Annotated in this window: 8 protein-coding genes; all 8 read right to left on the bottom strand. The window is 54.5% G+C overall.

Features of this window, described 5'->3' with window-relative positions; genetic code table 11:
* Positions 1–4: 4 nt before the first annotated feature.
* Positions 5–1,279: a MutS-related protein gene (locus ACTJIK_RS18185; protein ID WP_440648690.1), complete on the bottom strand. Its 1,275-nt coding sequence runs from the start codon at positions 1,277–1,279 to the stop codon at positions 5–7.
* 5 nt (positions 1,280–1,284) lie between these two features.
* Entirely contained in the window at positions 1,285–3,687 is a 2,403-nt protein-coding gene (locus tag ACTJIK_RS18180) for an ABC transporter permease subunit (RefSeq protein ID WP_440648688.1), read from the bottom strand.
* Positions 3,688–3,706: 19 nt separating this feature from the next.
* Positions 3,707–6,055: a Gldg family protein gene (locus ACTJIK_RS18175; RefSeq protein ID WP_440648686.1), complete on the bottom strand. Its 2,349-nt coding sequence runs from the start codon at positions 6,053–6,055 to the stop codon at positions 3,707–3,709.
* A 36-nt stretch (positions 6,056–6,091) separates the two neighbouring features.
* Entirely contained in the window at positions 6,092–7,012 is a 921-nt protein-coding gene (locus tag ACTJIK_RS18170) for an ABC transporter ATP-binding protein (RefSeq protein WP_440648684.1), read from the bottom strand.
* Between the two features lie 80 nt (positions 7,013–7,092).
* Positions 7,093–7,788: an RNA polymerase sigma factor gene (locus ACTJIK_RS18165; protein ID WP_440648682.1), complete on the bottom strand. Its 696-nt coding sequence runs from the start codon at positions 7,786–7,788 to the stop codon at positions 7,093–7,095.
* Positions 7,789–7,796: 8 nt separating this feature from the next.
* The gene (locus tag ACTJIK_RS18160) at positions 7,797–8,561 is read right to left on the bottom strand and encodes a hypothetical protein (protein WP_440648680.1); all 765 of its coding nucleotides are present in this window, start codon (positions 8,559–8,561) and stop codon (positions 7,797–7,799) included.
* A 14-nt stretch (positions 8,562–8,575) separates the two neighbouring features.
* Complete coding sequence (locus ACTJIK_RS18155) at positions 8,576–10,048, bottom strand: RagB/SusD family nutrient uptake outer membrane protein (protein WP_440648678.1); 1,473 nt, start codon at positions 10,046–10,048, stop codon at positions 8,576–8,578.
* A gap of 10 nt (positions 10,049–10,058) precedes the next feature.
* Complete coding sequence (locus tag ACTJIK_RS18150; protein WP_440648676.1) at positions 10,059–13,442, bottom strand: SusC/RagA family TonB-linked outer membrane protein; 3,384 nt, start codon at positions 13,440–13,442, stop codon at positions 10,059–10,061.
* Positions 13,443–13,483 lie beyond the last annotated feature (41 nt).

Here is a 13,483-nt window from a genome sequence, read left to right as displayed (position 1 = left end):
TTGCTCATTTTTTACCGTGCTTTAAAATATCGAGGATGCCTTCGTTCCTGATGATGATCATACCATGCCGGTCGTCTGTAATACCTTCTTCCAGCTGGTAGGTATATTCAGGCGTATGCCCTTTCATCCGGGTGGGCAGGAACAGGAAGCGGATGTTGTTCCTGGCCCTGAGGGCCTCGCCTGCTTCCATGATGTGAGACGAAATGATGAAGAGGCTGTTGCGGTGCGCTGCAAATCCTTTGGTGACGGCTATTGTAGCCTCTTCCGCATCTTTTACGTTGGTGCCCCTGAAAAGTTCGTCGAAGAGCACAAAAAGGGCTTTGCCGGCGTGCAGCTCCGCCGCTATCTTTTTTACCCGGATGACCTCCGCATAAAAATGACTGGCGCCGATGCCCAGGTTGTCCGGCAGGTTGACGGTGGTATACAAACCGTCCATAACGGAGAACTCCATGTTGCCTGCGGCTACCGGGAATCCCATGTGGGCGAGGTATAACGCGGTGCTCAATGCGCGCAGGAAAGTAGATTTGCCGGCCATGTTGGCGCCGGTCAGGAAGATCACGTTCCTGCTGCTGTCCAGTGCAATGTCATTTCCGACGGGGGCGCTTAAGGAGGGGTGATAAACGCCGTATGCCATCAGGGCAGATGGCTCCCGGCCCAGCGCGTTCGCAAACACGAACCGGCGCTCGATGGCGGTTCTGGCTACGGACATATATACATCGAGGCGGTAAATATAACTGAGCAGCGTTTCCACTTTTTTCCTGCCGCTGAACCTGAACAGCGCATCGTAAGCGGTGGTGGCGGCGTACGACATCCTGCTGGTTTGCGCGCCGTCTTTCAGGGCCGGCGCAAAAGCCGGGTCCGCCAGCAGGTTGGCTATGGCGGCGCGCTCTTTGGCGTACCCGTAAATGCCGGTTATTTCGCTCTTATTGATAAGGTCAGCGGTGATATTGACCAGGGTGATGATAGACGATACGCCGTTCTGGATCTCCTTTTCGCTCATCTGGGCCTGGTGGTCGCCGCTGGAGAGGTATTTCTCCGTCATGTCCAGCAGCGTGGCGTTGTAGGGGAATGGCATATGCAGGTGCGAAAAATGGCGGATAATGCTGCTGCGCTGGTTGATCTGCTCCCGGTCTGCGAGCGGCATCCGGAACATTTCCTGCAAAAGCGCCTCGCCGCCGCGGGTATGCACCTGGTTATAGATATCATATACGCCCCGGGCATCGGGCCGCCCGAATATCTCGAGGTCTGCGATGGTCTGTTCATCAGTTTGTAAATACATGGCAATTATTTTCGTTTTCTCCGGATTAATACGATGGTGCAGGCCAGGAGCAGCAGCCCCGGCAGTATCCATATGTAAGCCACCTGCAGGGCCTTCGCCGTCGGGCCGGTGATCCTGAGGAAGACGTCTTCAGGCAAAGGCCTCGGCGTGTATACCGGGAACCGGTTGTAGCAAAGCCAGCTGTAGGCTGACAGGGTGAAGCCTCCATTCTTGTCGATCCTGACGTTGCTTGCATAGTCTGCATCGCCGGAAATAATGATACGCTGCTCTTTGCCGCCGGCCTGCCGCGTCAGTTGCGCCATCGTCGGAAAGGAATTTTCTTTCAGGTCCCCTTCACCGCTGTTGAAGGCGGGGAGGGTTGAATCAGCCACTACGGGGCCGCTCCTGAGCCAGGTGGCGCCAGGTATGGTCGCTGCGAGGGGCCGGGCGCTGTACGCCGGGCTGTCGCTGAATACAAGGCCTGTTGCCCCGGGCATTAATACGCTTGCTGAATCGTTGGCGGGATCGTTTTTGATGGCAATGGCAGCCATCCCGCTGGGGCCCATGGCGTTGGTCTGATGAACGCTGACGGCGTCCTTGCCGGGGGCCCGGGCAGCGGGGTGTTCTGCGACCGCGGCAAGTGATGCAACCCGGTAGCCGGATGTGATCTTGTCCGGCGTTTCATCGAAGCCGGGCTGTACCAGCTGCCCGTTCATCAGCTGTACGCCCAGCTGCTCCAGCACCGGGTTCAATACCTGCTGCTTGCCCGGTTCGCCGGAGATCAGCATGTTTCCCCCGCGCGCCAGGTAGTGTTGCAGTTTCCCCCTGGCAACAGGCCCCAGTTCCACTTTGGGGTCGGCCAATACAACGGCGGTGGCGCCTTCCGGGATATATTGCGTGGAAAGGTTGAGGGTATCTACATTAAACCCGGTATTGATCAGGGCGCCTCTTGATCCTTTCAGCGCGGTGAGTATAGCGTACTCCCGCTCGCCGGTCTTATAAATGCTGCGTTCCAGGTTGCCGGTCACAAAGTACACATCCGGTATGCTGTGGCCCGTTAACCGTTTCAGCACCGCGATCATATTGGTTTCGTCCGGCCAGAAAAGCGGGTCCGGGTAAGTCCGGAGCAAAGCGGTACGGCCCTTGTATTTAAGCTGCATGGTCAACCGGTAGCGTTCGGGTTTCAGATCAATTTCTTTCCTCACCTGTTCGGGCCGGCGGAACATGGAAAAGTCGGCATCCACGTAATCGGCCATCTCCTCCGCGATCCGGGGAATGCTTTTACCGGGATAGGAATTTAACAATTGCCCGCCGTCTGCGTCTGCCGTATAGTCGTAATAGTACACGTACCTGAAACGGATATCGGGTTTAAACCGGAGGTAGTTTTCCCAATAGTTGAGAAACACTGCATTGCGGCTCTCGGGAAGGCCATGGCCAAGCCCTTCGCCGAGGAGATTGGTGTAAAGGGTCACTTCGAGCGTGCTGTCGCCCAATTCGCGCAGCGCCTCCTGTGTGCGGGGATGTATGGTGTTCCTGTTATTGGCGGTGGTGTCCCAGTAAGCTGTGAGCGCCTGCCTTGAAAAGAGGTAACCCAACGCCAGTACGATGGCCAGCGTAACGGCGTACCTTGTTGCCCGCATATGCCAGGGCGTGCTCTCCCTGCCTGCTTTCAGCTTAAAGATGGTAAAAGCGACGAACATGCCCGCCACCAATACAAAATAGATGACATCTTTACTGGTGATCAGCCCAAGCACCATCTTAATGGTCCGGTTCTGCAGGGAAAGGAAGTAAGTCAGGTCCCGGATAACGTTGTACTTCTGCCACCATGTGCCGATACGGCTGAGCAGGAACAGTACGGCAAACGTGCCCATGCACGATACGATCTGGTAGCTGCTGAGGCTCGACATAAATAAACCGAGCGCCGAATAAACGCATACCAGCAGGTAAAACCCGAGCGTCGCGGAGAGCAGCATACCGTAGTCAACCTGTTTGATGCTGCAGATCCCTGTGATGATAAAGATGCCGACAATCAGCACCAGTATCAGGTTGAACAGCATGATGCCGATGTATTTGCCGAATACCATCCGGCGCAGGCTTACAGGCGAGGAGTATAATAGTTTGATCGTTCCGTTGTTCAGCTCCCGGCTGATGAGCCCCATGGTCAGCAAAGGGATGAAAATGTACAGGTTCCCGATCACGCTGCCAAAGGCCCCGCTTTTCAGGAATATCTTGATCGTCAGTGAATCCTGGTCGCCGGTGAAGGAAGGGACGTTCTTCATCATAACGTCCTGCACGTTGGCAACGTTATATAATACTTCCGAAAAATAAAAGGCGCATTGAACCAGGAACACGATCATGGCAAACCATGCAATGGGAGAGAAGAACAGGTACCGGAACTCATTTTTGGCGATCTTAAAGACGGTGTTCATGCAATTTGATTTTTTGTGATCATTTCCTTTGCCTTCTAACCAATAATACCGAACCGGATAAAAGGAGCAGCCCCGGGAGCACCCAACAGAACAGGGTTCGTTGTATTCTCGTGTTGCTCACGCTGGCCAGCATCCGGTTGTCTCTGGGAAAGGGCGGGAGCGTGTAAACAGGGAACTCGTTGTAGCATAGCCAGCTGTAAATACCTATGACCCATTCGGGGTGTGCGTAATGTCTGTTTATCCTGAAATTGCTGGCAATGTCCGCATCGCTGCAAACAATGATGCGTTGCTCCTTATTCCCCCGTTGCCGTACTAATTGAACAGCTGTGAGAAATGCGGCAAGCCTGACATCCCCCTCCCCGGGATCGAAGGCCGGCGCAACGGAATCGGTGACCAGCTTTCCGGCTTTCGACCATGCGAGGCCGGGAAGTGTCATCTGCAAAGGTTTTATGGTAAACCCGCTGTCTGCGCTGCATGTGATGCCTGTTGCGCCGGGCAGCACCGTGGTTAAGCTGTCGTTGTAGACCCTGCGCGACCACATGCGCCCGTATAGGCGGAGAAAAAACTCTTCCGCCAGCTGGAAGCTCGGTAAGGTGAAGTATACGCCTACTTTATCGGGTGTTTCATCGAAGCTGGGATGTACCAGCTGCCCGTTCATCAGCGCCACGCCCATGCTTTTCAGCACCGGGTTCACAACGGATTGTTTGCCCGGCTCGCCCAATACAAGCATATTGCCACCGCGGCCGATATATTGCCGCAGTTTTTCCTCCACGGGTGCGCTGAGCGCCATTTTCGGGTCGGCCAATACAACGATGTCCGCATCGGCCGGCACATCCCGATCCTGCAAATTCAGCGTGTCCACATCAAAGCCGGTATTGACCAACGCTCCCCTGGAAGCCGCCTGGGTAGTATGGGCGGCGTATTCCCGTTCGCCCGATTTGTAGGCACTCCGCTCCAGTTGGCCGGTCATAAAATATACCTTCGGTATGTGCGCTTCCAGCAGGCGTTGCAGCGCCGCGTCCATATTTTGCTGGTTGGGCCATACGGTCTCGTCGTTGTAGGTTCGCAGCAACGTGGTGCGGCCTTTGTATTTTAGTTGTACTACCAGCGAGTAATCTTCGGCATGCAGGTCGATCAGCTTGCGCATTTCACCGGGCGGCCTGAACAGGGCGGAATCTACCTGCGAGGCTTTGGCCATCAGCCCGGCTATCTGTTGCAGGCTTTTTCCCGGGAACTTTTCGTACCAGAAGGTGTCTCCGTCCGGCACATCGTAATAGTACTCGTATTTAAACCGGATATCCGGCTTGAACCGCTGGTATTGCTCCCAGAGCCCGGTGATATAGGCATTCCGCATACGGGGGAACCCCCAACTGGCGCGTTGTCCCAGCAGGTTGGTATACAATGTCACCTCCAGGGGGGCGCCTGCTGTTTGGGCCAGTATCTGGCGGGTGCGCGGGTGAATGGTATGTACTTCCCGGGCGGTTGTATCGAAGTAGGCCACCCAGCCCGGCCTTGAACCGGCATAACCCGCCAGTATCCCTGCGATGGCCACGGCAAGGCATAGCCCGGTTGTTTTATACCAGGGGCGGGAGGTACGGTCCGCATGCAGCTTGATGATGGTGAAGCTGATGAAGATGCCGGTGATGATCAGGAAGTAGAGGATATCTTTTGAAGTGACCAGGCCGGTCAGCATTTTTTCGGCACGCCCGGTAATGGACACAAAGTAGGCCAGGTCCCTGATAAAGTCGTATTGCTGCCAGAGGGAGCCGGTGATGTTCAGCACAAAGAGCAGGGCGAAGCACGAAATGGCGGATACGATCTGGTACTGCGTCAGGCTGGACATAAATGTGCCGATGGCCGTCAATGCGCACATCAGCAGGAAAAAGCCCAGCAGTGCGGCGAGCAGGGGGCCATAGTCGGGCGCCCGCAAATTAAGGACGCCCATGGCGATGAAAATGCCGATGATCGTTATCAATACCAGCGAGTAAATGACAATGGCGAGGTACTTGCCCCATACAATGCTGCTCAGTTTAACAGGAGAGGAATACAGCAGCCTGACGGCGCCGCTGTTGAATTCCCTGCTGATGATGCCCATGGTGAGCAAGGGTATGAACAGGTAAACATTGGAGAGGATCATGGAAAAAATGCCGCCGCCCCTCCAGTATATCCCTTCCGTGATCGATTCCACCACCCAATATTCCATGTGCGGCCGGTTGGCGTAAAAGCTCCCTGCTTTCGACCATTCGTAGATGGCGCCGGTATAATAATAGGCGCACATGATCATGAAGATGAAAGCGAGAAACCATGCTATAGGGGAATAGAACAGGTTACGCAATTCGTTTTTGGCGATCTTGAGTATGATGCTCATCGGTTTTTATTTTTTAGTATGTGCGAAGACGGTACCCTATTGCGGGGATTGGGAAGAAAGCTGCCTGAAGATATCGTCGAGCAAACCCTTTTCGAAGCTGAGCTCGCGGAGCTGCCAGCCGTTTTCTATGCTGGCCGCAGCCAGCCTTTCGGATATCTGTTTATCTCCGTCGAAGTAGACGCGCACCCGCCGGTCTGCCAGGAATTCGACCTGTGTGACGCCCCCGATCTTCAGCAGGTCTGCCCGGGCAGGAGGGTTGTCCAGCAGCAGCAGCATGGAACGCGATTGCGAGTAGTTGTTGAACGCCTCCATGCTGTCTGAGAAAACAACTCTCCCGGATTCGATCATGATGATCTCCCTGCAAAGCAGGTTGATCTCGGACAGGATGTGCGACGATAAAAGTACGGTGTGCTGCTGGCCGATCTCCCTGATCAGTTTCCTCGCTTCGATCAGCTGGTTGGGGTCGAGCCCGGTAGTCGGCTCGTCCATCACCACCAGCTTCGGCTTGTGGATGATGGCCTGCGCAATGCCCACCCGTTGCCGGTATCCGCCGGACAGGTTGCGGATCAGGCGTGAGCTGAAATGGGCAATGCCGCAACGTTCTTTTACTTCCTGAACGGCGTGCCTGATCTCCGTTTTCGGCATCAGGCGAAGGTCCGCGCAGTAGGTGAGATACTCGTCTACCGTGAGATCGGTATACAACGGCAACGTTTGCGGCAGGAACCCGATCTCTTTTTTCGCCGCTTCGGGCTTTTCCCGCAGGTCGATGTTGTTTACAAACACCCGGCCTTCGGTTTGGCTCAATGTGCCGCAAATAATGTTCATGGTGGTAGACTTCCCCGCGCCGTTAGATCCCACCAGCCCGATGATACCGGTTTGCGAAATCTCGATGTTGATGTCCCGTATGGCCCATGTGCTGCTGTATTTATGGGACAGTTTCTCTGTTCTCAGGATCATGATGTGATTTGTTTGATGATGGAATGCAGGCTCCCTTTCAGGCAGGTTGCCCTGCCCGTCATATGCCGGACAAAAAAATGTTACCTGTAAATCCCGGCCGATGCATCACAGCCGGGGGAGGATAGGCTGATAACTTTTTTTCGAGGAAAGTCTCTGCTCATTACCTGCTTTATATAATATAAATCCTTTTCGGCCGCAGTGGTATTACCGTTCCTGAAAATAAAGTTGTGAAGAAAAAAAAGCAGGCAGAAAGCGAAGAGGCCAACGAAGTGTTCCCTGATGAAGTGCAGCGCACGGGAGAGATGGACTTTGACCGTGTTGGGAGACAGGTTGAGATGAACGGCGATCTCGCCGCGCCGCATGCCTTTTTCGCGGCTTAGCCGGTATACCACCTGTTGCTGCTCCGGCAACCGGCCGAAAATATCGTTCAGTATCTCATCATTTTCCTTGCTGATCAAAAGGTCGTCCACTCCTTCGCTGTATCCTGTTTTAACATGCACCAGCGAGTTTACCACTTCCAGCTGCCTGGATTCTTTTTTCAGATGTTTGTAGGCAAGGTGGGACACTACTTTATACAGCCAGCCTCCAAGGTTCTGCGGAACAACTTCTTCGCGCTTTTGCCAAAGCCTTAGAAAAGCTTCCTGCACGATATCTTCCGCCGCAGGCCTGCTCTTCGTGATCCTCATGGCTACCAGGAAAAGGGAAGCGGAATGGGCATGCACCACTTCGGAGAATGTTGATTCGTTGGCCGGTAAAACAATGTCTCGCGCGCTCATAGATGTTATTAATAGTTATTGATCAGTAGCACAGATTTCGTATCATCCGCATTGGCAACCAGTGCGAGGGTGCAATTGCGATACCGCCACCTGTTCACCGGGGTGTCAGGAACAGACGGATTATCGTTGATGCCTTCGGCGGTGTAGCTGCAAAGCAGATCGCCGGTAGCGGCATCCCGGAACTCGAAAGTATAGCTGCTGACCGCGGCCGTGGCGGCGTAGTTTTTAAATACGGATACCTGTTTGTACGCCAACCGGCCTGTTTCACTGCCATTGGGCTGGCCGGTGAGATTGATGCTTACGGGGGAGCTGCCTTGTACAAGGTTTACAAACCGGATGCCCGTAGTGCTGTCTCCCGGCGGATGATAGGGTGGGAGGTCATGCGTCATAAACGTATCCGGCGCCTGAATGGTGCCCGTTACAAACAGGCTGTGGATGGATCCCACGGGCAGATCCAGTTCCAGCTCCAGCAACGGCCTGTCTTTAGGCAGCGTGTCCGGGTAGTTGTACAATGCAAGCTGTTGCTTGCCCTGGTGGGACCTGAGCTGGTAGTTCGGCTGGAAGGTATTATAAAGCAACTGCAGCGCATTGGCATAATGGTTCGGAAGCGAAGCCGTTCCGCTGAAATTAGGCACAAGGCTGCTGCTGCCCTTTACGGTATTGATGATCGTGAGGGAAGCCACGCCGGGAGGATCGATCTCGTTTTTGCGGCAGGAGAGGATCAACAGCCACGAGATCGCAGTGATGGTATGCAGTATTATTCGTTGTTGCATGACAGGTATTTTCATTAATATCCTGGGTTTTGTTTGATGTTAGGCGAGAGTAGAATATCAGCCGGCGGCACGGGGTATAATAACTGGTGGTCGCCCGCCCATGGCTGCTTTAACGGGATGGCAGATAACGCGGCTCTTGCTTTCCCCGTCCGTTTCAGGTTGAACCAGCGGAAGCCCCATTCGCAGAAAAGTTCCGTCTGCCATTCATGGGCCACTGCATCGAGCAGCGCAGGTTGGGAGAGATTGCCCGGGAGGTCGGGCAAGCCGGCCCTCCTGCGGATAATGTTGAGGTCGCCCGTTGCCTGCGCTAAGCCGCCGCCCACATTGTGCGCTGCCGCTTCTGCCCTGACCAGGTATTGTTCGGCCAGGCGGAGCACCATGTACAGCTCGGTGGGCGTGCCGCCCGCTACGTCGTTATAATCGCCGGTCGTGTACTTGCCCACGTAGTACAACTGCTGATGGGTGGTATAGTCTATGATGCTGTCTATCCACACCCTGCGCCGGGCGTCGCCGGGCTCGAAGGCCTGCAGCAGCTGGGGCGAAGGAGTGTAGCTGACGGTTCCGGTATCTGTTCCGTCTAAGATGGCGCCTGGCGCGAGCGCCAACCCGTCCGGCGTTGCATTGGAAGCGGAGTTGCTGACCTGCTGGTCCAGTTGCCAGATGGCCTCACGGCTGGCCGCCCGGAATACGTCACGCAGATCGCTTTCCAATTTAAATTGTGATGAATGATCGATCACCTCCGTTGCCATTGCCGCAGCGGTGGCATAGTCGCCGGTGAACAGCGCAACTCTCGCAAGCAGCGCAGTGGCCGCCCATTTGTTGACGCGTACGCGCCGCCCGCCGCCGGCGCTGTAATCGGCTGGCAGCGCGGCCCGGGCATCCTCAAGGTCTTTTGCGATCTGCTGGTAGACCTCGCTTTGCGGGCTGCGGCTTCTGACCACTTCCGTGTTGTACCGCGTGCTCAGCACGATGGGTACATCGCCGTAAAAGTTGACAAGGTAGAAATAACAGAACGCCCTTATGAACTTTGCTTCCGCCGTGATCGTCGTTCGCACGTTGTCGTGCAACTGGCTAGATTTTGAGGCTGCAATGCCTTCTATCACCGCGTTTGCATTATAAATCACGTTGTAAGCCGAAGTCCAGGCGATATCTGTCGGGCTGCTGAAGGAGCTCTGGCTGCCGCTCACAATGATATGATTGGTATTGATGGAGAGCTGCCCGGGTTCATTGCTTATCTGCAGAAAAATGTTCAGCTCATCGGAAGAAAGCGCGCCGAACAGGGTGGCGGCGCCGCAACCGAAGCCCTTCGTCATTGTACCGTTTACAGACAACATGCTCAGGTAAACGCCGTTCATAGCCGAGTTTGCAAGCTGGTCTGAGCTGAAGGCCATGCTGGCGGGTATCTTGTCTGTCGGATCGGAAATAGAGATCAGCCCGTCGCAGGCGGATAAAATGAAAGTGAATAATATCAACACATATTTTTTCATGGCAACCCCGTTAAAAATGATAACTGAATCTTACCGTGTAAAGGCTCGACGTCGGCAGGCCGTTAATGTCGGACACCTGCGGCTCGAGGCCTTTAAACCGGCTAAGAGTGAAGAGATTGTGGGCAGACAGGTGAACCGTAAGGTCTTTGAGCAGTATCTTCTTTCCCCATTTTTCAGGCAGGGGATAGGAGAGGTTCACATTGTTCAGCCGCAAGTAAGAGGCGTCCGCAAACGCAAAGTCGGACACCCCCATGTAGGTCCAGGGATTCTCTCCCCCGATGCCGGTGGTGGCAGCCGGGTAAACGGCAATGTCGCCCGGTTTACGCCAACGCTGTTCCACCAGTGCTGCCGAGTAGGGGATATTCTGGTTTAATTGTCCGCCCCTGGATGCAAAGGTGTAGTAGAGATTAGGCGCTATCTGTTTCCTGAAAGTGAAATCGAGGCCGTAGATGAGTTTCCCGAAGTTGCCGCTAAACCCAAAGCCCCCGTCGAACTTGGGTTGCAGGTCTATTACAACGCCCCGGTCGTCGCTGCCTTGCGACGATATTGTCTGGAGGTTGCTGGTGATGACGCCGTCGTGGTTAAAATCCTGGAAAGCGCCTTTCCCCGTTAGCGGATCTACGCCGATGTAGTGATACACATTTATCGAATTGACGGATCTTCCTACTTCGTATTGGTCCGCATAAGGCGTTTTATCGAGGTCCGGGAAGTCGATCAGCTTGTTACGGTTGGCGCTGATTGTTAGCCTTGCTGATAATGAAAATTTTTTGCCGCTTACCAGCTGTGCCATAACCGAGCCGTCCCATCCGCTGTTCTGCATCAACATCGGTACGTTCGTCAGTATGGAAGTGATCTCTGCATTATTGATGAAACCCGGTGTGGGGTAAGCGGTGAGCTGGTTCGAAACCCTGTTCCTGTAAAAAGAAACATCAACCGTCACCCTGTCGTTCAGCGCGCCTATTTTTACGGCGCCTTCAAGTTTGCGGTTGTCTTCCCAGCGGTATTGCTGGCTGGGGCGTACCCAGGGCGACAGTGCCATTTGACCGTTGTAGCCGCCTGTACCGGCATAGTTCATTATTTTCCACAATTCGAGATACTGGTAGTCCGGTATGTTGTCTGAGCCGGTGAGGCCATAGCTTCCCCTGAACTTCAGGAAACTGATAAAAGAAGGCAGCGCGGCTGCCAGCCATTTTTCTTCCGAAGCTATCCATGCAAGGCCTATTGAACCGAAGCTGCCGTATTTATTGTCCGGGCCGAATTTGGAGGACCCCTGCCGGCTACCGTTAAGGTTGATGATGTATTTATCCATCCAGTTGTAATTGATCCCTCCCACGAAGCTGGCATTTTTTGCCCTGGCCAGCGCTGCATTGGCCTGGACGGCGCCGGCGTTGTCTATCGTTTTGAGCAGGAGGTCATTTTCATAGTTCCACCCGTAGAGACTGGTGCCGCTGGTGGCAACCACCTGTTCGGTGGCTCCCAGCAGCAGCTGCAACCTGCCTTTCCCGATCCTGATGCTATAGGTGGCCTGGGGATTGATGTTCCAGCTCGAATTTAGTGTAGTGCTGAAAAGGGCGGTTCCTCTCAGGTTGTTTTTGAACGGGTTCTGCGAAGCGATGGTGCCGTAAAAATTCGTGGAGTTATGCCCGAAATTATAACCCAGCGCCGCGCTCAACACAAGCCCTTTGAAAGGTTTATACTCCAGGCTGAGCGCGCTGGACAGGAAGGTGGTGGCCTGTGGGTTGGCAGGGGAAAGTTCCGGCCCGAAAGGGTATAGCTCCAGCAGCCCGCCGGCATTCCATTCCGCCCAGTTGGGATTCCCGTTTTGATCGAACCTTGGCGGGGCATTGGGTGCAAGGAGCGGCCAGGCGGGAGGTTTCACCAGGTCGACGTAGCTGTAGGAGAAATTGGCGGAAAGGCTCGCGGAAAACTTTTGGTCAGGGGTAACCGTACGGATATTGCTGGCCACGGTGAGCCGGTCTGTGGAGCCGGATATCGCAGTGCTGTTGGTTTCACGCTCGTAGCCCGCGCTGACCAGGAAAGTGGCCTGTTCGCTCCCGCCGGACAGGGAGGCAGATACCCCCAGTTTCGTTACCCGGTTGCCGTATTGCTCTTTTAGCCAGTCGGTTTGCCGGGTGGTATCCCAGAGCATGAGGTCCGGCGCATTGAGGATCGTGGGCGTCATGCCATCATTTTTCAGCGCTTCGCGCCGCAACTGGAGGTATTCAGGAGTGCTTAGCATCCTGATGCGCCGCGAAGTGGTTCCAAAACTTAACATAGGCGGGTCGATGTTAAAGTTAAACCGCAGCTTGCCCGGCTTGCCTTTTTTGGTGGTGATCAGTATCACGCCGTTGCTGCCACGCGCTCCGTAGATCGCGGTAGCATCGGCGTCTTTTAATATTTCTATGCTTTCAATGTCTGCCGGGTTGATATTGAACAGCGGGCTTTGGCCGAAGGTGGTGGATAGACTCGGGTAGGAGTAGTTGACGCTTTGAATGAGGCCGGAGGATATGCGGGCAAAGGTATTGCCCAGCGAGAGTACCGTTAGTGGGGTGCCGTCTATTACATACAACGGGTCCGACGGTATGAATGTGTTCAATGAATTGAGTCCCCTGATCTCCACTTTAACCGGCGAGCTGGCGAAGCCGCTGGTACGGGTCAAAGTCATGCCGGGCACCCTTCCTTCCAGCGCCATAAGCGGGTTCATGACGGGTTGTTTTTCGATTTCCTTTGCGGTGATCTTCGTGATGTTGCCGGTGATCAAACGTTCGCTGCTTTTAGTGTATCCCTGCAGGACCACCTCGTCCAGCCGGTTGGTGGCGCCGTTGAGCATCACCATGATCTCGGTTTGCCCTGAAACACCTACCTGCTGCGGCGTATAACCAAGGTAGGTGACCGTCAGCACATCGTCAGGCAATACGTTCTTTAAGCTGAAGCGGCCGTTGACGTCTGTGATGGCGCCCTGCTTTGTGCGTTGTACTACCACGCTGGCACCGTCCAGCAATTTGTTCTCCAGGTTCATCACTACCCCCGATACATTGAGCGCCGTGTTGGGCTCAGCTGCTTTCCCGGACGCCGGGAAGATGGTAATGGTAGAGTTCATAATGTGATACTGGAAAGGTTTCCCTGCAAGGCACTTGTCTATTGCCAGCGCGAGGGGCGCATTTTTCAGATCAACGGACACCGGGCCGATCTGCTTCACCCAGTCTTCCTTGCACACGTAGTTGAACCCCGTTTGCGCCCTTATTTTTTTGAGCACTTTTTCTATCGAAACATTCTTCTCTGAAATAGTGACATTTTGTGCAGAGGCCCTTGTTCCGGCCAGCAATGCGGCGGCCGTTATAAAAAAGACAAGGCGCATGCGGTCAAGGCGTTTTCGCCAGGTAAAAATTCTCATGTGCTTTGGTTGATCTGGTTGGATAAACCGCCTGTGCCGGC

The organism is Chitinophaga sp. 22620 (assembly GCF_052044405.1).
Taxonomy (GTDB): domain Bacteria; phylum Bacteroidota; class Bacteroidia; order Chitinophagales; family Chitinophagaceae; genus Chitinophaga.
This window is presented reverse-complemented; position numbering and strand designations above follow the sequence as displayed.

What these genes read in the sequence shown, in the direction of transcription:
- ACTJIK_RS18185 (WP_440648690.1), bottom strand. Translation starts at nt 1,279, where the DNA reads ATGTATTTACAAACTGATGAACAGACCATCGCAGACCTCGAGATATTC.
- ACTJIK_RS18180 (WP_440648688.1), bottom strand. Translation starts at nt 3,687, where the DNA reads ATGAACACCGTCTTTAAGATCGCCAAAAATGAGTTCCGGTACCTGTTC.
- ACTJIK_RS18175 (WP_440648686.1), bottom strand. Translation starts at nt 6,055, where the DNA reads ATGAGCATCATACTCAAGATCGCCAAAAACGAATTGCGTAACCTGTTC.
- ACTJIK_RS18170 (WP_440648684.1), bottom strand. Translation starts at nt 7,012, where the DNA reads ATGATCCTGAGAACAGAGAAACTGTCCCATAAATACAGCAGCACATGG.
- ACTJIK_RS18165 (WP_440648682.1), bottom strand. Translation starts at nt 7,788, where the DNA reads ATGAGCGCGCGAGACATTGTTTTACCGGCCAACGAATCAACATTCTCC.
- ACTJIK_RS18160 (WP_440648680.1), bottom strand. Translation starts at nt 8,561, where the DNA reads ATGCAACAACGAATAATACTGCATACCATCACTGCGATCTCGTGGCTG.
- ACTJIK_RS18155 (WP_440648678.1), bottom strand. Translation starts at nt 10,048, where the DNA reads ATGAAAAAATATGTGTTGATATTATTCACTTTCATTTTATCCGCCTGC.
- ACTJIK_RS18150 (WP_440648676.1), bottom strand. Translation starts at nt 13,442, where the DNA reads ATGAGAATTTTTACCTGGCGAAAACGCCTTGACCGCATGCGCCTTGTC.